18 protein-coding genes are annotated in these 18,271 nt (G+C 64.2%); 13 read left to right on the forward strand and 5 right to left on the reverse strand.

Annotated elements, in window-relative coordinates; genetic code table 11:
- Window positions 1-71 precede the first annotated feature (71 nt).
- From ligD to LB528_RS27205, 6 genes are all read left to right on the forward strand, one after another.
- Window positions 72-2,567, forward strand: a complete 2,496-nt coding sequence (gene ligD / locus LB528_RS27180; protein ID WP_224716949.1) for a DNA ligase D — start codon at window positions 72-74, stop codon at window positions 2,565-2,567.
- A gap of 288 nt (window positions 2,568-2,855) precedes the next feature.
- A complete protein-coding gene (locus LB528_RS27185) occupies window positions 2,856-3,764 on the forward strand; it encodes a Ku protein (protein WP_224716950.1) in 909 nt (302 codons plus the stop codon).
- A 17-nt stretch (window positions 3,765-3,781) separates the two neighbouring features.
- Window positions 3,782-4,888, forward strand: coding sequence for a tetratricopeptide repeat protein (locus tag LB528_RS27190; RefSeq protein ID WP_411962270.1), 1,107 nt, complete (start codon window positions 3,782-3,784; stop codon window positions 4,886-4,888).
- Between the two features lie 192 nt (window positions 4,889-5,080).
- On the forward strand, window positions 5,081-5,719 hold the full coding sequence (locus LB528_RS27195; protein ID WP_224716952.1) for an alpha/beta fold hydrolase: 639 nt from the start codon (window positions 5,081-5,083) through the stop codon (window positions 5,717-5,719).
- An 88-nt stretch (window positions 5,720-5,807) separates the two neighbouring features.
- On the forward strand, window positions 5,808-6,584 hold the full coding sequence (gene xth, locus LB528_RS27200; protein ID WP_224716953.1) for an exodeoxyribonuclease III: 777 nt from the start codon (window positions 5,808-5,810) through the stop codon (window positions 6,582-6,584).
- Between the two features lie 286 nt (window positions 6,585-6,870).
- Window positions 6,871-8,061, forward strand: coding sequence for a hypothetical protein (locus LB528_RS27205; protein WP_224516055.1), 1,191 nt, complete (start codon window positions 6,871-6,873; stop codon window positions 8,059-8,061).
- Window positions 8,062-8,149: 88 nt separating this feature from the next.
- Here the strand turns inward: LB528_RS27205 and LB528_RS27210 are convergent, their stop codons facing one another.
- Both LB528_RS27210 and LB528_RS27215 read right to left on the reverse strand, forming a co-directional pair.
- Window positions 8,150-8,239 (reverse strand): putative RiPP precursor, encoded by a 90-nt coding sequence (locus LB528_RS27210; protein ID WP_224716954.1) that lies wholly within the window; start codon window positions 8,237-8,239, stop codon window positions 8,150-8,152.
- Between the two features lie 114 nt (window positions 8,240-8,353).
- Window positions 8,354-8,452, reverse strand: coding sequence for a putative RiPP precursor (locus tag LB528_RS27215; protein WP_224516057.1), 99 nt, complete (start codon window positions 8,450-8,452; stop codon window positions 8,354-8,356).
- 279 nt (window positions 8,453-8,731) lie between these two features.
- Between LB528_RS27215 and LB528_RS27220 the strand changes: the two genes are divergently transcribed.
- The 3 genes from LB528_RS27220 (at window position 8,732) to LB528_RS27230 (ending at window position 13,379) form a co-directional block, all read left to right on the forward strand.
- Window positions 8,732-10,543: a WD40 repeat domain-containing protein gene (locus tag LB528_RS27220; RefSeq protein WP_224716955.1), complete on the forward strand. Its 1,812-nt coding sequence runs from the start codon at window positions 8,732-8,734 to the stop codon at window positions 10,541-10,543.
- Window positions 10,470-11,150, forward strand: a complete 681-nt coding sequence (locus LB528_RS27225) for a hypothetical protein (RefSeq protein WP_224716956.1) — start codon at window positions 10,470-10,472, stop codon at window positions 11,148-11,150. Before LB528_RS27220 ends, LB528_RS27225 begins: the two co-directional genes overlap by 74 nt.
- Window positions 11,151-11,381: 231 nt before the next feature.
- Window positions 11,382-13,379 carry an amidase gene (locus LB528_RS27230; protein ID WP_224516061.1) on the forward strand — a complete coding sequence of 666 codons (1,998 nt, stop codon included), beginning with the start codon at window positions 11,382-11,384 and terminating at the stop codon, window positions 13,377-13,379.
- A gap of 32 nt (window positions 13,380-13,411) precedes the next feature.
- Here LB528_RS27230 and LB528_RS27235 read toward each other — a convergent pair whose 3' ends face one another.
- Window positions 13,412-13,555 (reverse strand): hypothetical protein, encoded by a 144-nt coding sequence (locus LB528_RS27235; RefSeq protein ID WP_224516062.1) that lies wholly within the window; start codon window positions 13,553-13,555, stop codon window positions 13,412-13,414.
- Window positions 13,556-13,646: 91 nt separating this feature from the next.
- The gene (locus tag LB528_RS27240) at window positions 13,647-14,156 is read right to left on the reverse strand and encodes a hypothetical protein (RefSeq protein WP_224716957.1); all 510 of its coding nucleotides are present in this window, start codon (window positions 14,154-14,156) and stop codon (window positions 13,647-13,649) included.
- A 160-nt stretch (window positions 14,157-14,316) separates the two neighbouring features.
- Between LB528_RS27240 and LB528_RS27245 the strand changes: the two genes are divergently transcribed.
- From LB528_RS27245 to LB528_RS27260, 4 genes are all read left to right on the forward strand, one after another.
- The gene (locus tag LB528_RS27245) at window positions 14,317-14,871 is read left to right on the forward strand and encodes an isochorismatase family protein (RefSeq protein ID WP_224516064.1); all 555 of its coding nucleotides are present in this window, start codon (window positions 14,317-14,319) and stop codon (window positions 14,869-14,871) included.
- Between the two features lie 82 nt (window positions 14,872-14,953).
- Window positions 14,954-15,409 (forward strand): GFA family protein, encoded by a 456-nt coding sequence (locus LB528_RS27250; protein WP_224516065.1) that lies wholly within the window; start codon window positions 14,954-14,956, stop codon window positions 15,407-15,409.
- A gap of 316 nt (window positions 15,410-15,725) precedes the next feature.
- Window positions 15,726-16,910, forward strand: a complete 1,185-nt coding sequence (locus tag LB528_RS27255) for an amidohydrolase family protein (RefSeq protein WP_411962271.1) — start codon at window positions 15,726-15,728, stop codon at window positions 16,908-16,910.
- 325 nt (window positions 16,911-17,235) lie between these two features.
- Complete coding sequence (locus LB528_RS27260; protein ID WP_224516067.1) at window positions 17,236-17,391, forward strand: hypothetical protein; 156 nt, start codon at window positions 17,236-17,238, stop codon at window positions 17,389-17,391.
- 58 nt (window positions 17,392-17,449) lie between these two features.
- Here LB528_RS27260 and LB528_RS27265 read toward each other — a convergent pair whose 3' ends face one another.
- The gene (locus LB528_RS27265; protein WP_224516068.1) at window positions 17,450-18,190 is read right to left on the reverse strand and encodes a sulfotransferase family protein; all 741 of its coding nucleotides are present in this window, start codon (window positions 18,188-18,190) and stop codon (window positions 17,450-17,452) included.
- Window positions 18,191-18,271: the final 81 nt, after the last annotated feature.

An 18,271-nucleotide genomic window follows, 5' to 3' on the forward strand; every position in this document is an offset into this window, starting at 1 on the left:
GGCAGGACAGAGGGGGGCGCGAAGGAACGAGGCGTTTGCCATTGTCCCGTCTGCGCCTCGGCACTTAGTCCATGCCCGCCAACCTCAAATCCTACCGCGCCAAACGCGAATTCTCCCGCACCCCCGAACCGGCCGGCAGCCTTTCCGCCGACGGTTCCAACCGCTTCGTCGTGCACAAGCACCACGCCACCGCCGACCACTATGATCTGCGCCTCGAAGTCGGCGGCGTCCTGAAGAGCTGGGCCGTCCCGCGCGGGCCCTCGCTCAACCCCGCCGACAAGCGTCTCGCCGTCGAGACCGAGGACCATCCGATCGAATATATCGATTTCGAGGGCGTCATCCCCGAGGGCGAATATGGCGGCGGGCCGATGATCGTGTGGGACACCGGCACCTGGGCGCCGATGGAGGATGTCGAGAAAAGCCTCAGGACCGGCGCCTTCAAGTTCCGGCTGGCCGGGCAAAAACTCAATGGCGGCTGGATGCTGACCCGGCTGAAGCCGAAGCCCGGCGAGGATGAGAACAAGAAGAACTGGCTCTTGTTCAAGGAGCGCGACCTCGCTTCCGACACCAGGCTCGACATCCTCGAGGCACGGCCGGAGAGCGTGAAGTCCGGCCGCCGCATCGAAGAACTGGCGGCGGCGCCGAAGAAGACGGAACGCCTGCCGCCAAAGCGGGGCTCGCTGAAGCCCGGCGCGCTGCCCGGCGCCGTCAAGGCTAACCCGCCGAGCCGCATCGAGCCGCAGCTCGCCACGCAGGTGTCGAAGCCGCCAGGCAGCGATAATCTCGCGGAGCGCACCGACCAACTCTGGCTGCACGAGATCAAGTTCGACGGTTACCGCACCATGGCGCATGTGGTGGATGGCGAGGTGCGGCTGATCACCCGGGGCGGCATCGACTGGACCAAGCGCTATGGTGATCTTCCGCAGGCTTTTTTGCGACTGCCGGTCGCCGAAGCAATCATCGACGGCGAGATCATGGTGCTCGACGACAAGGGCATCTCCCGCTTCGCGCTGCTGCAGGACGCGCTGGCCGAAGGGGCCGGCTCAAAACTGCATTTCTACGCCTTCGACCTGCTCCATCTCGACGGCTGGGACCTGCGCAAGGCGCCGCTGCAAAGGCGCAAAGCGCTGCTCGCCGAACTGCTCGCCGGCCAGGCCGCCAATTCCGCCATCCAGTATAGCGATCATGTCGAGGGTGACGGGCGCGGGCTCTATGAACAGGCGACGGAACTGGGACTCGAAGGCGTCGTTTCCAAACGCGCCGACGCCATCTACCAAAGCGGTCGAACCAAGAGCTGGACCAAGGTGAAGGCGCAAAAGACGGATGATTTCGTCATCGCCGGCTACACCGTCTCCGACCGGGCGGAGGGGCTGGCGGCGCTCGGCATGGCCGAGTTCGAAAATGGCGAGCTGCACTATCGCGGCAAGGTCGGCACCGGCTTCGACCGCGACATGGCGACGGACCTGCTGGCCCGGCTGGAGCGGCTGACCGCCGGTGCCAGCCCGCCTGAAGGCGTGCCGCGCGAGGTCATGCGCGAAATGCACTGGGTGAAGCCGCTGCTGTCGGCCCGCATCCATTATTCGAACCGCACCGGCGATAATGCGATCCGGCACGGCGTCTTTCGCGGGTTGCGCGATGTCGGCGGGCTGACCACGCCGGTGGCGGTCAAGCGCAAGCGGCTGATCGCCGAAGCCGATCTCGCCACCATCTGGGTCACCAATCCGGAGCGGCGGCTGTTCGGCAAGACCGGGCCAACAAAACTCGACATCGCCGTCTATTACGCGCTGGTCGGCGATTTCATGCTGCCGCATATCATCGGCCGGCCGGTGTCGCTGGTGCGCTGCCCGACCGGCAAGCCGCAGGACTGTTTCTTCCAGCGTCACGCCTTCACCGGTATGCCGCCTTCGGTGGCGGTGTTCGAGAGCACCAATTCGGAGGGCGAGACGAAAACCTATCTCTCGGTCGAGGACGCCAAGGGCTATCTGGCGCTGGCGCAATTCGGCGTCGTCGAGTTCCACACCTGGGGCACGCACCGCACAAAACTCGACAAGCCCGACCAGATCGTCTTCGACCTCGACCCGGGCGAGGGGATTTCCTGGCGCGAGGTGGTTGAGGCCGCCGTCAACATCAAGGGCGGGCTGGAGAGCCTGGGCCTGGTGCCATTCGCCAAAACCTCGGGTGGCAAAGGCATCCACATCACCGTGCCGGTGACCCGAAAGCAGAACTGGAAGAAACTGCATCAGGCATCGAGCGCGATTTCGACTTTGCTGGCGGCAAGCGCGCCCGACACCTTCACCACGACGATGGGCAAGGAAAACCGCAAGAAGCGCATCTTCATCGACTTCCACCGCAACGCGCGCGGCCACACTTCAGCCGCGCCCTATTCGCTGCGCGCCCGCACCAATCTGCCGGCCTCGACGCCGGTGAGCTGGACCGACCTGGAGACAATCGACGCGCCGGAGGACCTGAATTACGCCTCGCTGCCGGGGCTGCTGGAGACGTCAGGCGATCCCTGGGCGGAGATCGATGAGGCGGCAAGGGATTTGCCGGTGGTTGAGGGGAGGTAAACCGCAGGCGTTTGCCATTCCGTCACACCCCCTCTGTCCTGCCAGCGTTTCGGTTCCGTCTCCATCGACGCTTCTTACAATTTGAATTATTCTCCGCGCCAACCGCCCCGAAAAACATTTCGCTAGGAATTCGGCACTATCATCAGGGGGCGGTGTAGGATTTCCACGGCGCTGATCGTCCTCAGGACGAAGCGCTGCAAAGAGCATGGTCCCCAAAAGTGGGAACCGGTTTTTGGACAAGACCATGCTCCAACATAGTGTCAGTGCATGGCCGCGTAGGAGTTCATCATGGCGCCCAGGGCAAGTTGGAAAGGTTACCTCAAACTCAGCCTCGTCAGCTGTCCGGTCCGGCTTTACCCGGCCACCAGCGCGAGCGAGCGCATTTCGTTCAATCAGCTGCACAAGAAGACCCACAACCGCATCAACATGAAGCCGGTCGACCCCGAGCTTGGCCTTGTCGAGCGCTCGGACCTGGTGCGCGGCTACGAATATGAGGACAAGCAGTACATCATCATCGATGACGCCGACCTCGACGCGGTCAGGATCGAATCCAACCACACGATGAACATCGAGGCCTTCGTCGACGAGAGCGAGGTCGACGTCATCTACCAGGATTCGCCCTATTATCTCGCGCCCGACGGCGCCATGGCGGAGGAAACCTTCGCGGTGCTGCGCGAAGCCATGCGCAAGTCCGGCAAGCTGGCGATCGCCCGCCTGGTACTCTCCAGCCGCGAGCGCGTGGTGACGATCGGCCCGCGCGAGAACGGCATGTTCGTCTGCACCTTGAGGAATCCCAACGAAGTGCGCGGCACGGCTGAATATTTCGGCAACATTCCGGCCGGCAAGCCGGATCCGGAAATGCTGGAGCTTGCGCTGGCGTTGATCAAGCAGAAGGAAACGCACTTCGATCCGAAGAACTACGAGGACCGCTATGAAGTGGCGCTGATGGCGATGATCCGCGAGAAGCTGAAGGGCCACAAGCCGATCATCGCGGCCGCGCCGGAGCGTGGCAACGTCATCAACCTGATGGATGCGCTGAAGGCGAGTCTGTCGCAGCAGACGAAGCCGCCAGCCAAGTCGAAGAGCAAGGCCGAGGAAGCGCCAGCCAAGCCAGCCAAGAAGGCGGCTGCCGGCGGCGCGGCTGAAAATCCGCTGAAGGCGAACCTGTTGAAGGCTGTCGGCAAGAGCAAGAAGTGACGGGAAATGCAGGGCCAGTGATCGTTCCCGGCGCCGTCTTCGGCGTCATCGGCGCGCTGGCCGCCTTTCCGCTGCGCCTCGCTGCCCGCGAGGTCGAGCGCCGCCATGCGGAGTTGCGGCGCGGCGTCACCCGCCGCACCACTCACGTCCTGTTCGGTCGCACGCTTCTCTCCAAGGCGGCGAAATCCGGCGATGCCGAAATCGAGCGCCGCGCGAAGGCCGAGCGCGAATTAGGCCGCGCGCTGATCAGCGAGAGCGGTTTCCTGCGCCTGCTTGGGTTGATGAAGGCGCCCGACGCTTCGTCGCTCTCCAGGCAGTCGCTAATCGACCAATCGCGGCTGGCGGGTGATGATCTCGACATGCTGTCGCTGTTCGATGCCTTCGAGCATGACGGCGAACCATATTCCTTCCGCGATCTGATCTTGGCGAGGAAGTATGCCGGGCTGATTGCCAGCGGCGCCACCTGGGGCGCGATCGCGCGCTCGGTGCATCGCTCCGGCCCGGTCGCATCGCTCACCGCCAAGTCGCTCAATCTAGGCTCGCAGCATGGCCGCCCGGATGCGATCTATCTCGACGAAGGCAGGAGCGAGCTCGATGGTCAGCTGCTGTTCGATCTCGGCTCACCGGAAGACGACACGCTGGAGGAATTGTTCGCCGAGGCGGAAGCCGCGGAAGAGGAAGGGCGTCACGACGACGCGGCTGCGCTCTACCAGCGCTGTCTGGCGATCGATCCCAAGGATGCGATTGCCGCCTTCAACCGCGCCAACTGCCTGCGCGGCGCCAGCCGGGTTGCCGAAGCCGCGCATGATTATGCCCGCGCGATAAAGCTCGACCCCGGCTTCGTCGAGGCCTGGTTCAATCTCGCCGGCCTGATGAGCGACGAAGGCAAGGTCGCTTCGGCGCGCCGGCATCTGCAGAAGGCGATCGTGCTCGACAAGACTTACGCCGATCCGGTGTTCAATCTCGCGCGCCTGGAGTTCGATGCGGGCAATCTAACCGAGGCTCGCCGGCTGTGGGTGCGATATCTGGAGCTGGATGCGGTGTCCGATTGGGCGCGGACTGCGCAGAAGGGGATACAGTTCGTGGATCTGCATATGGCAGGTGAGCGAGATGTTCGCGCTTGAGCACCCCCCTCTGGCCTGCCGGCCATCTCCCCCGCAAGGGGTGAGATTGGCAGTTCAGGCGCCGTACTTATCGTCCCACGCTGGCGGTTGGCGAAATCCGACGCAACGGCTGATCTCCCTCCTTGAAAGGGAGATGCCCGGCAGGCCAGAGAGGGGTGTGACGGAACTCGGCCTCGCAAGCGAGACCTCCCCATGACCAGTTTCCTCTTCGACGGAGATGACTCCGCCCCCGTTACCATCCTGCTCGCGCATGGCGCCGGCGCACCGATGGATTCCGCGTCGATGGCCGCCACCGCCAAGGCGCTCGCAGCGGCCGGCTTCCGCGTCGCACGCTTCGAGTTCCACTACATGGCGGCGCGCCGCTACGGCCATCGCAAGCCGCCGCCGCGCGCCGAGACGGTGAACCCGGAATACGTCAAGGCGATCGCGGATCTGCGCGCCAAGGGCGTGACCGGCAGACTGATCATCGGCGGCAAGTCGATGGGCGGCCGCGTCGCCTCCATGGTCGCCGGCGAGATGTTCGCCAAGGGCGAGATCGGCGGGCTGGTCTGTCTCGGCTATCCCTTTCATCCGCCGGGCAAGCCGGAGCAGTTGCGCACAAAGCATCTCGCCGACCTGAAGACGCCGACGCTGATCTTCCAGGGCACGCGCGACGAGTTCGGCACGAAGGAGGAAGTCGCGACCTACGGCCTTTCTCCTGCCATCGAGGTGATCTGGCTGGAGGACGGCGACCACGATCTGAAGCCACGCAAGGCGATCTCGGGCTTTTCGGCCGCGGATCATTTGAGGACGGTGGCGGAGACTGTGAAGGCACGGATGGCTCAGCCATAACTCTCGGCGCCGGCGCTGAATGGATGGGTGCCGAAGCACATCCTGCTGCCCTCTTGCGACACATCTGGGCTCTTGTTCTGATGAGCTGATGAAACTCGCCACCTTCAACATCAACAACATCAACAGCCGGCTGGAAAACCTGCTCGCCTGGCTCGCCAAGGCAAAGCCCGATGTCGTCTGCCTGCAGGAGCTGAAATCCCGCGACACGCAATTCCCGCTGACCCGGCTCGCCAAGGCCGGCTATGGCGCGGTGTGGAAGGGGGAGCCGACCTGGAATGGGGTCGCGATCCTCGCACGCGGCGCCGAGCCTGTGCTGACGCGCGATGCGCTGCCCGGCGACGATGCCGACCGCCAGGCCCGCTACATCGAGGCGGCGGTCGACGGCGTCGTCATCGCTTGCCTCTATGCGCCAAACGGCAATCCGCAGCCCGGCCCGAAATTCGCCTACAAGCTCGCCTGGCACGAGCGCTTCGCGGCGCATGCGGGTGAGCTCCTCGACACCGGCCTGCCGGTAGCGCTCGCCGGCGATTTCAACATCGTGCCCGAGCCGCGCGACATCTATGAGACCCGGTCCTATGACAATAACGCGCTGGTGCAGCCTGAAAGCCGCGCCGTCTTCGCCGCGCTGATCGACCAGGGCTGGACGGACGCGTTGCGCAAGGTTTTTCCCAAGGAGCAGCGGCTCTACACTTTCTGGGACTATCGCCGGAACCGCTGGCCGCGCGACGCCGGCTTGCGGCTCGACCACATCCTGTTGTCGAAGAAGCTCGCTCGAAAACTGAAAGCGGCGGGCATCGACCGTGAGGTGCGGGGAGGAGAAAACCCCAGCGATCACGCGCCGGTCTGGGTGGAATTGGCGACCTGACCTTCTCCGGCAAGAAAGGAAGGCCCGCGCCGTCCCGCCGGGATTACTATTCAAGACGAATTTCCTGCGGACATACCTTGCAGCATCAGCGCCCAACGCTAGAGCCGGATAACTTCAGGTCGAATCGACCTGAAGTCTGAATCCGTCTCCATATCAAAGAGATAGAGCATGATGTCGTCGGAAAACCGCTTCACACTTTTCGGCATCGTGCTCTAGTCTGCCAAGAATCAGAGGGGGGGTGACCTGATGGTCTTGAACACCGGTCTGCAGCCGTCGCCTGGCCGCCATGGCTGACACCGCCCTCGTCGCCCTCATCTCCGCCCTCGTCTTTGCCGGTGCGATCGCCCTCATCGCGATCGCGCTGCGCTGGCGCCGCAAGCGCCGCAGAGCGCGCGGCAACCCCAATCCGGCGGGCGACTATGCGCCGCGCGCCGCGTGGGCGGCGACATCCGGCAAGCTCAACTTCTCGTCCTTCGTCTACATGGATGTCGACGGCGACGGCACCTATGGTCAAGCCGACCGGCCGATGGCGGGCATCGTCGTGCGGCTCTACAACGAACGCGGCACTTTCCTTGCTTCGGCGCGCAGCAACGCTGCCGGTTTCGCGAATTTCCCGATGTCGTCGAAGCGCCGCAGCGCGGCGATCCAGCGGCCAGGTGTCTATCGTTTCTCGGTCTCGGTGCCGCCGGGCTGGCGCGCCAGCAGTGCCAACCGGGACCAGACGGTGTGCCTGCGGGATGCGCCGGGCGCCATGGTCGGCCTCATCGGCGAGGCGTTGCCGAAGCCGGTCGGCCTAGCGCCGGGGCGGACGTTGAATGGCAGGACGCCGGTCGCGACGGGCGTCACGCTGTCGGTCATGGGCAAAGGTCAGTTGCTCGAGAACCGGGCGCTGCCTGCCGACGCCGCCTTCCGCTTCCCGCTCGGCGTCGATGCCGATGAAATCGTCATTGCGGGCTCGGGGCTCGACCGAAGGCTCAAGCTGTCGGCCTATCCGGTCGATCTCGGCCTGTTGGCGCGCGGCGCGCTCGCGCCCGACGCGGCGCTCAAGGCCATCGGCTTCGACGACATAACCCCGCGCGGCCTGTGCAAAGTGCCCTCCGGCCACGCCGGGCTAGACTGGCGCAATCTGAACGCCATGGCGCGCGACCACACCGCCAACAGCGAGGGCTATGCCAACGGCAACGTGTCCGGCGCCTACATCGCCTATACCAGCAGCGGCCATCCGGCCGAGTTCGGTCGCGCCACGCCCTTCGGCTTCCACTCGGTGATGCTCACGGCGGCCTGGCTGGCCTCGGAAGGAGAGACCGCGCTGGTGGAAAGCTGGTTGGGGGAGGAGGCGGTCGCGCGCGACGAAATCGTGCTGTCGGCGCTGGCGCCCGTTCAATACGCGCCCATGCTGGAGGCGGTGACGCGTGTGCGTATCTCCACCAGACACCACTGGCAGGCTGTGCTCGACGATCTGATCGTGGCGCTTTGACATATGCCGGCCAACGCGCGGCAATTCCTGCGATATCTCAAGCAAGGCTAACGCGCGCCGCCTGAAGGTCTGCAATGCGCCTTTTGGCTCAGAATACGACGGAAGCTGCGCCGTTCGCGGTGATTGCCGAAAGCCTGTCCTTCTTGACCAGGGTCGGCTTCACATAGGTTCTCTTCATCCAAGCTCTCCCGAAGTTTCGCCGCACGATCTCATACGCACGTCTGCCGTCAAGCAAACGCCCGGGCAAGCTCTTCACCGTTAGCGTTCCTGCTACGGCGCTGAAATTACATCATTAGGTGGTGCTGCCGTTGACGATGACCGACGGACCGGCCACCACCGCCGAAAGCTTGCCCTTGCGGACCAAAACAGGCTTCTCGTAAGTCTTCTTCATAAGATGTTCTCCCCTGAAAATCCCGGCGGATAATCTCACATAAGCAATTTCTGTCAATGACCGGCGTGGAGCGAGCTTTTCTGTTCCTGGGGATAGCGTTCTACTGATACAACATCGCCCAATAGTGGGCGCCGCGCCGGTTGGAGCTGGATGCCGAGATATCGGCTGGCGAAGTGTGAAGTCCTGCACTTAGGCTGGCCGCGGGCTCCGCTAAGATGCCGGGCCGCCTGTCGCCATCGGATTGTAAGGACTTGGGGCCGCGAGGCGCGGGGGAAACTGATGAAGAGATCGACCGACAGGCTGCTGGCGCTGGCGATGCTGATCGTCGGCATTGCCTCTTTCGCCAAGCTCTATCCGGCGCTGGGCGGTGGGCTGGAGGCGACGACGCGCCTGGAAGTCCTCGGCGCGGCCGGCTTGCTGTCGATCCTTGCCGGGCTGCTTTTCCTCGCCGGCCTGCTGCCGGGCGCCGCCAGGCACGATCCGGCCGCCCCTTTGTTCGGTCGCGACGCCGAGGTCGCGCCGGCCGGCCATCCGCGGTTGCGCCGCGCAGCACTCGCCTTGCCGCTTCTGGCCCTGATCGTGATCGTCGCCGACCAGTTTGGTCCGTGGCGGGCGCCGGGCAGCGAACCGGCGAAGGAGGTCGCCACTGCGCCGGCGGAGCCGGCGCAGTGGTCTGCCGAGCCGGAGGCGAGCACAAAACCAAACACGCCTGAGGCGAGCATCGAGCCAGCCGCGCCTGTATCCGCACAGGAAGAGGCCGCAAAGCCCGCGCTGCCCGAGCCGGTTGCGGCTCCTGTCCAGCCGGCGCCGACAGCCGCCGCGCCGGCCGAGTCCGCGCCGCAGCCCGCCCAACCGGCAGAGCCGGTCCAGCCAACCGAGCAGACGGCACTCGCGCCCGCAACGCCGCCGCAGACGGAGGCGCCGCCTCCGCCAGCACCTCCGGCCCAGCCGACCGCGCTGGAAGGCCACCGCGAAGCCGTCGTCTGGCTGGCGGTGTCGGCCGACGGCCACGAGATCTTGAGCGCCAGCACCGACCGCATGATCAAGCTCTGGGACATCGACGGCAAGCGGCTGATCCGCGATCTTGGCCAGCACAAAGATATGGCGCGCATCGCGCTTTTCATGCCCGACGGCAAGACCGCGCTCACCGCCGGCGACGACGGCGAAATCGTGCTGCGCCAGCTATCCGACGGCACCGTGCTGCACGTCTTCTCCTCAGGGGCGAACGGCGGCGTCGGGCAATTGAAGATCAGCCCGGACGGCAAGCGCGCCGTCAGCGGTCACGACACCGGTTCTGTCGTGGTTTGGGACCTGGGGAAGGGGGCGGTGCTGCACGTGCTGCCGGGCCACGACTGGTCGGTGAGCTCCGTCGCCATCTCGCCCGACGGCACCAGGGCGCTCACCGGCAGCATCGACGGTGAGCTGAAGCTCTGGGATATCGTTTCGGGCAAGCAGCTGCGCAGCTGGCACGGCCACGACCGCGGCGCTTATGGCGCGGTCTTCCTGGCCGATGGCCATCATGCGGTGACCGGCAGCGGCGACTACACGATCAAGCTCTGGGACCTCGACAGCTTCAAGGAGGTTCGCCGCTTCGACGGCCATTCCGGCACGGTCTACGCGCTCGCTTTGTCGGCCGACGGCAAGCGCCTTGGCTCCGTCTCGCTGGATGGCACCGCGAGGATCTGGAACGTGGACACCGGCGCTGAGATCGCCGAATTCGACTCCGGCACTGGTCCTATGTATTCGGTCGCCTTCGCCGCCGACGGCACGCTATTGACCGGCGGCATCGACCGCACCATCCGCGACTGGCCGGCGGCGGGCGGGGACGGCACGGTGCTGTTTGCCGGGGCGCGGAGTGAGTGCGACGTTCGAGGTGGGCGAAAAGCGGCCTCGACAGCCAATCTCGCCCAAGTGGGGGGGGAGAAATGGCCCGGCAGAGCAGACAGGGGCGCCAACGAACGCCAGCTTATCCGAAGAAGACCTGTACAACGACTGTCCGAGCAGCCACCGTCGCCGCATGAGCAACACTGCCGAATCCACTTATTTTGTCCTGCAGGAGATCGATCTTGCGACCGGTTCGGCTGTCGCTGAGGCTCAAATCTGCGTCTTGGACCTGAAAGAGCTTGGCGCGGTTCTGGGTTGCAGCAGCACACAGCTATCAGGCTCATGGGAATTGGACCCGGGAGATATTCAAAGGCTAGGCGCGATATGCATCCCACCTCGCGAGCTTGACCCGAGGTTCAATCGCGTCCAGTCCTGGCATCCAATCCGCCAGACACCGTATCTCGTTCACACGAATTTCGAGCTGCCGCTGATGCTTGAAGGTCGCAAGCCTCTGGCGGTGTTCCAAGACACCTATCCGGTGGAGTGGTTGGCGGAAATGCTGGTCCGCTTCGACCCGTTCGTCCGCTCGGGTCGGTTGGTGCGCCGCATAATCGACACGCCCTTCACCGAGGCCGAGCGCGCTCGCTTCCCGAAGTTCGAAAGATGGCGGCGCGCCTTCTTCGCACTCCCCGGCGAGGAATGGCGAATAGACGCATATCTGCTGGCATCGAAAGTCTCCGCCAAGACCGGCTGGAACGAAGCCCTCGAACGGATGGAGGGCTCACTTCTCGGCTATGAGAATTGGCAGAATGATTGGTGGGTTGAGCGTAGAGCACGACGGCGGGAGGCGGGCATTCGTCGGGAAAATGAATAGAGCCTTTGGATTACCTGACGGGCCGGCGGGATAGCACCCCCTCTGCCCTGCCGGCCATCTCCCACGCAAGGGGGGCGATCGGCAGTTCCTGCGACGGCGCCCTCTCTGCAGCGTCAGCGATTGGCGAAAGCCGTCGCGCCAGCCAATCTCCTCCCTTGCGGGGGAGATGCCCGGCAGGGCAGAGGGGGGTGTGACGGAACGCAACTTCTACAAGGGAATTCGCTCGCCATCATGCTCCACCTCGTCGAAGCCTCGATCGCTGACCTGCGCCGCGCGCTGGAAGACGGCACCGTCACCAGCGTCGAGCTGGTCGCTGCGTATCTGCGGCGCATCGCCCATTACGATCGCCACGGCATCGCGCTCAACGCCGTGCCGGTCCTCAACCCGAAGATGTTCGAAGAGGCGGAAGCGTCCGACCGGCGCCGCCGCGAGGGCAAGACGCTAGGACCGCTCGACGGCATCCCCTACACCGCCAAGGACAGCTACAAGGCCGAGGGGCTGACGGTGGCGGCCGGCTCGCCGACCTTCGAGCATCTCATGGCGAACGAGGACGCTTTCACCATCGCCCGGCTGCGCGCGGCCGGCGCGGTGCTGATCGGCCTCACCAACATGCCGCCCATGGCCAATGGCGGCATGCAGCGCGGCGTCTATGGCCGCGCCGAAAGCCCGTACAACAAGGATTTCCTTACCGCCGCTTTCGCCTCCGGCTCGTCCAACGGCTCCGGCACGGCGACCGCAGCCAGCTTCGCGGCTTTCGGTCTGGGCGAGGAAACCTGGTCGTCCGGCCGCGCGCCCGCATCCAACAACGCGTTGGTTGCCTACACGCCTTCGCGCGGCGTCATCTCGGTGCGCGGCAACTGGCCTTTGGTGCCGACCATGGATGTGGTCGTGCCGCATACGCGGACCATTCCCGACATGCTGGAGCTGCTCGATGTGATCGTCGCTGACGATAACGAGACGCGCGGCGACTTCTGGCGCGTGCAGCCCTGGGTGCAAATCCCGAAAGCCTCGGCGCTGCGGCCGGCGAGATATGCCGCGCTTCCGCTGCAAGGCGCGCTCAAGGGCAAGCGGCTCGGCGTGCCGAAAATGTATATCGGCAAGGACGAAGGCGCGGAGCGCCCGATCGAGACGCGCGCCTCGGTGTTGGAGTTGTGGCGGCAGGCGGCGCGCGACCTTGAAGCACTCGGCGCCGAGGTGGTCGAGGTCGATTTCCCTGTCGTCTCCAACTACGAACGCGACCGTCGGGGCGCGCTGTCGATGGTCGACCGCGGCCTTGTGCCGCCGGAATTCGCCGAACGCGAGATCTGGGACCTGTCCATCTGGTCCTGGGACGATTTCCTGCGCGCCAACGCCGATTCGGCCATCCCCGATCTCGCTTCGGTCGACGGCGCAAAAATCTTCCCGCAACCGCCGGGCACGTTGCGCGATCGCTACGGCGATGCCGATTTCGATCTGGCGCAGTATGTCGAGCGAGCGAAGCGCGGGGTGGCGCGATTGGAAGACATCCCAACCATCGAGAAAGGCCTGAAGGGCCTGGAAGCAACGCGCCGCATCGACTTCGAGGACTGGCTCGATGCCAACCGCCTCGACGCCGTGGTGCTGCCGGCGGTCGCCGATGTCGGCCCGGCCGATGCCGACATCAACGAGGCTTCCGCCCGGCTTGCCTGGCGCAACGGCACCTGGGTCGCCAACGGCAATCTGGTCTGGCGGCATCTCGGCATCCCGACGGTGACGGTGCCGATGGGCGCCATGGCCGATATCGGCATGCCCGTCGGCCTCACCTTCGCCGGCAAGGCTTATGATGACGTAGTGTTGTTGAGGATCGCCGGCGACTACGAGCGCGCCACGAAGCGCCGCACCATTCCGCCGCGCACGCCGCCGCTGGCCGATGATGTGTTCGACGGCAGGGGCGCGGCAAGTCGTGTCGGCGATGCCCCGCTCACGCTGGCGCTCACGGCTGAGACGGCGCGCTCCGGCGCCACCGATGAGATCGCGATTGCACTGGAGGTCGGCGACGCGGCGGTAGTGAAAGTCCACGTCAACGGCGAGCCGGTTTCCATGCAAGGCAACGGTAACCGATTCACCGGTCGCGTGATCGTACCGGCCACGACCCATCAAGGCTTCCATAGCGTCTGGCGCGGTTCCTATGGTTCGATCGTCACGGCCATTGTGAGGTCGCCGGATGGGCGCGTCGGCGGGGCCTATACGGTGACAGGAGGGATTGGGTAGCTTCCCCCACAAGCGGAGAAGGGAAGATCGTGCTACTCGGTCCAATCCACCGCTAGCGCCACCACCCCGAACAGCGCTCCGACCGTACACACCGCGTTCCAGCCGCCCCAGGCACAGGCAATGCCGGCCAGCAGCGAGTCGATCGCGCCGCCGATGCAGAAGATGCCGACGAACAACCCGTTGATGCGCCCGCGCGCCTTGGGCTGCAGCAGGTTGGCGGAAGCGCTGAAGGGTCCGATGCCGCTGATGTCGTAAAAGCCAGGCGCCTTATCTTCCCTCTGACCGTGGAAAAAGCGATTTCAATATCTTGGCAAAACCAAGTGTTAGAGATTGCCAGAGGGAGTGGGCCGCACCGTCCATCGAATTCACTATCTCCGGGTCTTGCGATCGGGGCAGGGAGGCGAGCCACGAATCCCAAAACTTCTGCTGCATCGAGACGAACACGGGCATCACATCATAGCCATCGTCAAATATATTGACTAAGTCGCTCTTCTTGGGAGGCTCGCCCGCTTTTACTTTGCAGACCACCAATCCTCGACTCATCTCTGTCACGGTGCCTTCAGGGAAAATATTGGCGCTCGCGCCATAACAAAAGGGTAGTAGTCCTTCCACTTCGAGCTGATTGCGGATTTGGCATAGGGCTTCGAAGTAGTCGTCTTCTTCAGCAACGATCACTTTATTGCGATAGCTGCAGGTGAGCCTGCATCGGGTCCCCACATCGTGCGGCGTGAAAACCGCCTGCTCGTCACCTCCCGTGCCTCCTCCGATCAGGAACACGGTGTATTGTTCATCCCATTGTCATCCCCCGATCTCTCAACCACCTTAGTTGTGATTAATCCTGAATACAACCGAAAATTGTAGATGGTTCGCGCGAGTTGTTGCTTGCTGGCTCCTGCCTCCTTCTTGACCCGTCCCCCACCCATGCTATCTTTGCGCCATGCCAGACACCGCCCCCTCCGCCGCCGCGCCGCTGATTGTCATCGACCTGCAGATGGGCATGTTCGATGGCCGTTTCGATCCGCCCATCCACGACGCCGACACCATCGCAGAACGCGCCCGCAGGCTGATTGCTTGGGCGCGGCGCACGGGCCGCAAGGTGGCCTTCATCCGCCATAACGGACCGCCCGGCGATCCGCTGGCGCCGGGCGCCTCCGGCTGGCCGGTCTGGCCGCTGCTCGGTCAGGCCGACGACGAGCCGACCTTCGGCAAGAATGTCGGCAACGCCTTCTCTAATTCCGAACTCATCGAATGGGTGGCGGGGCATGGCGCGAAGGACGTCGTGCTCATCGGCGCCCAGACCGACTTCTGCGTCGCCGCCACTGTAAAGGGAGCCTTCGCCGAAGGTCTGGGCGTCACCGTCGTTTCCGACGCACATTCGACGCTGGATTCACTGGAGGAGAAGGCGCCCGACATCATCGCCCGCCACAACGAGGCCTTCGCGGGGCAGGGCGCGCGGATGACGACCACGGCGGAGCTGGTTGGAGGGCAATAACTGAAAGGCCGCGTTCCTTCGCGCCCCTTTGTCACTGCCGATATTTGTCGGTAAAGTCTCGATCCAACCCAAGGAGCCCGTCTTGCCGCCGCTTTCTCTACCCGCTGAAGGAGGCTGCCGCTGCGGCCGCGTGCGGCTGAAGATCTCCGTAAAACCCTTGCTTACAATGGCCTGTCATTGCACCGGTTGCCAGTCGATGTCGTCCAGCGCCTATTCGCTGAGCGCGGCGATCCCCTCGGAAGCTTTCGAGGTGACGAAGGGCGAGCCGGTGGTCGGCGGTCTGCACGGCGCTTCAAAACATTATTTCTGCGGCTACTGCATGACCTGGATGTTCACGCGGCCGGAGGGGATCGACTGGTTCGTCAACCTGCGCCCGACAATGCTCGACGACCATGCCTGGTTTGCCCCGTTCATCGAGACCTGGACATCTGAGAAATTGCCTTGGGCGGCGACGTCGGCCGTGCATAGCTACGAAGCGTTGCCGTCCTTCGAGGAATATGAGCCGCTGGTCGCCGAATACGCCGGCATCCAAGGCTGACTTAGGCGGGCCGGTCGAAACGGCGACCTGGACAAGGTCGCCATTGCCATTTCCGTTCATGGTCGACGCGGCCGTTGGGGGCGCATTGTTGGGGATGTGCTTGGGCGTCCGCGTCGACCACGGCGGCCTCATACCGCAGACTTCACCATCGCATATCTGCCGCCCGGTGAAACTTCCGCGAAGACGGTATATGCGGAGGGTTGAGCTTGCCGCCCCCCACAACGAGAAGGCAAGGCGAAACACTTTCTATCCCTTGCCGCATTGACCTCGTCCGTTCGACCGGCGACGACTGACGCTTGCCTTTTCAACGGATTGCATCGTGGATCAGACTCATTTTCTCAACGCCAGGCTTGCCGATGGCTCGCTCCGTGACCTCATCGTCGCCGACGGCCGCTTCAGCGCCATCGCTCCGGCCGGCAATGCAGCCAGGTCCGGTGCCGTCGACCTCGCCGGGCAGCTTGTGCTGCCGGCTTTCGTCGAGGGCCATACCCATCTCGATACCTCCTTTTATGGCGACGCCTGGCGCCCTCACATTCCCTGCACCAACGGCTTCGACGTGCGCGAGCGGGTCGCCTTTCAGATGCGCAACCTCGAGCAGGCAGCAGCCATGGAGGAGCGGGCGGGAAACCAGCTCGAGCTCTGCGTCGGCAATGGCAGCCTCGCCATGCGCAGCCATGTCATGGTCGATGCCGTGGTCGGGCTGAAGCATGTGGAGACGATCCTTGGGGTGCGCGAGAAGTACCGCGACCTGATCGACATCCAGCTCGTCGCCTTCCCGCAAAGCGGCATCCTGTCCTCGCCAGGCACTGCGGAGCTGCTGGACGAGGCGCTCAGGCTCGGCTGCGACCTGATCGGCGGGCTCGATCCGGCGAGCTTCGACCGCGATGTGAAGGGCCATCTCGATGTCGTCTTCGGTCTCGCCGAAAAACGCGGCGCCGGCGTCGACGTCCACCTGCATGACCGCGGCACGCTCGGCCTGTTCGAGATCGAGGAGATCGTCGCCCGGACCACGGCATCGAGCATGCAAGGAAAAGTCGTCATCAGCCACGCCTATGCGCTGGGCGACATCTCTCCCGATGCGTTGGCCAGGGCCGCCGAGAGGATCGCCGCCGCCGGCATCGCTATCATGACCAACGCGCCCGGCGACCATCCTTTCCCGCCCCTGGCGGCGTTGCGCAAGGCTGGCGTCACAGTCTTTGCCGGCTCCGACAACATCCGCGATTCATGGTGGCCCTATGGCGATGGCGACATGCTTAACCGCGCCAACATGATCGGCTACCGCTCCGGCTTCTACGAGGATTGGGAGCTGGAAGCCGCTTGCGACGTGGTGAGCCATGCCGGCGCCAAGGCGCTAGGGCTCGAAGGCTATGGCATCGCTGCCGGCGCCAAGGCGGATTTCGTTGCGCTGAAGGCTGAGCATGTTCCCGAAGCGGTGGTAGCGGTGCCGAAGGACCGCATAGTCTATCGCGCGGGCAGGGAAGTGGCCCGGAGCGGAAAGTGAGTGCGAAAGCCAGGTGAATTAGAAGCCGTTAATTTATTGCCGAGCTACAACTCGACCTATCGCCTCCCTCTCCGGCCATTGAATCAACCCATCAGGCGACAAGCCCAAGCGTCTGACATTGCAGGCCACGCAAGCTCCCAATTTTCACTCAGGCTGCGTGGCCGATCCCACAAACTAATTTGCATGCATATGTTTCAAGCCGCTCCGGCTTCGTGAAGCATTTCACCGTTCGCGCGCTATCGACTGGTTACAGACGCATCGCAAAAGCGACGCCGGGAAGAGGCGGCGCCGGTTTTCCGCCGCTGATCGATGTATGGAGGCTCTCATGATCAAAAGTCTTAACAGGATCCGTGCCGCCTTCGCGCAGGCCAGCAAGCGCCGGAGGACGACGCGCGAGCTCTACGAACTGCCGGCGGAGATCCAGAAGGACATCGGCTGGCCCGAGCGGGCCGAGCCCGACGAAATCCGCCTGCCGTTCTAATCGCGCGGCGCCGAAGACGCGGCATCGGCGGTCGTGGTGGGTTGATGGGTACCGTCCGCTACCCAAGCCACCACCAAAAGCCGCCAGCCGCAAGCGCGATCAGCACCGCGACGCCGGCAAGCATCAGATAGGACCCCATGATCATCCCGTTGATGATCTTCTTGATGCTGGCGCGGTCGTTGAGATTGGGGAAGGGCTCGTTGGGCAAATCGACGCCGAGGAAATCGCAGAGCGGCGCCCAGCCGTCGCTGACCTTGAACACCAAGAGCTTTTCCGGCGGCACTGCCGCCTTCACCTCTTCGATATAGGAATTGTAGCGCGCCACCGCCTTGTCGCGGTCGTTCATCACGCCCTTCAGCGTCCGGCCCCAGACCAGCTTGCGCGACATGTCGCCGAACTTGCGGCCGAATGGCGTCAGCCATTCCAGCACCCTGAACTGCCAGACATTCTCGGTGAAGTAGATCGTGTCGATGGTGCTGTCATACCAGGCTTCGGCGCCGCGCGGGTGCAGCGTCAAAAGCACCTTGGCGTCCGGATAGGCGACCATCAACTCGCGCCACACGCAGCAGCCCGGATTGTCGACGGTCGCCCGATAATTGGCGAAGACCCGGTTCCAGTCATGCTGGGTGCCTGGCTCGCTGTTCGCCACTTTGCGCCAGAAGGCGAGATGGCCCTTATTGGCCTTGTTGATGATGACTTCCTGCATGTGGTAGCTCGGAAAGCCGAGCCTGTTCAGCGCGGCGAAAGTCGACCACGTGCCGGTGCGGCCAAAGCCGGCCCCGATGACCTCGAGCGTCATACGCGTTCCCCCATTTGGTCCGGATTGATTTTCTATCAACTTCCAGTTTCTGGTCATAATCGTGCGCTGGCCTCGCCGAGC

The organism is Mesorhizobium sp. CA4 (assembly GCF_020165075.1).
Classification (GTDB): Bacteria; Pseudomonadota; Alphaproteobacteria; order Rhizobiales; family Rhizobiaceae; genus Mesorhizobium.

Excerpts from the sequence above, each read along its gene's own strand:
- ligD (WP_224716949.1), top strand. The coding sequence starts at position 72 with ATGCCCGCCAACCTCAAATCCTACCGCGCCAAACGCGAATTCTCCCGC.
- LB528_RS27185 (WP_224716950.1), top strand. The coding sequence starts at position 2,856 with ATGGCGCCCAGGGCAAGTTGGAAAGGTTACCTCAAACTCAGCCTCGTC.
- LB528_RS27195 (WP_224716952.1), top strand. The coding sequence starts at position 5,081 with ATGACCAGTTTCCTCTTCGACGGAGATGACTCCGCCCCCGTTACCATC.
- xth (WP_224716953.1), top strand. The coding sequence starts at position 5,808 with ATGAAACTCGCCACCTTCAACATCAACAACATCAACAGCCGGCTGGAA.
- LB528_RS27205 (WP_224516055.1), top strand. The coding sequence starts at position 6,871 with ATGGCTGACACCGCCCTCGTCGCCCTCATCTCCGCCCTCGTCTTTGCC.
- LB528_RS27210 (WP_224716954.1), bottom strand. The coding sequence starts at position 8,239 with ATGAAGAGAACCTATGTGAAGCCGACCCTGGTCAAGAAGGACAGGCTT.
- LB528_RS27215 (WP_224516057.1), bottom strand. The coding sequence starts at position 8,452 with ATGAAGAAGACTTACGAGAAGCCTGTTTTGGTCCGCAAGGGCAAGCTT.
- LB528_RS27220 (WP_224716955.1), top strand. The coding sequence starts at position 8,732 with ATGAAGAGATCGACCGACAGGCTGCTGGCGCTGGCGATGCTGATCGTC.
- LB528_RS27225 (WP_224716956.1), top strand. The coding sequence starts at position 10,470 with ATGAGCAACACTGCCGAATCCACTTATTTTGTCCTGCAGGAGATCGAT.
- LB528_RS27230 (WP_224516061.1), top strand. The coding sequence starts at position 11,382 with ATGCTCCACCTCGTCGAAGCCTCGATCGCTGACCTGCGCCGCGCGCTG.
- LB528_RS27245 (WP_224516064.1), top strand. The coding sequence starts at position 14,317 with ATGCCAGACACCGCCCCCTCCGCCGCCGCGCCGCTGATTGTCATCGAC.
- LB528_RS27260 (WP_224516067.1), top strand. The coding sequence starts at position 17,236 with ATGATCAAAAGTCTTAACAGGATCCGTGCCGCCTTCGCGCAGGCCAGC.
- LB528_RS27265 (WP_224516068.1), bottom strand. The coding sequence starts at position 18,190 with ATGACGCTCGAGGTCATCGGGGCCGGCTTTGGCCGCACCGGCACGTGG.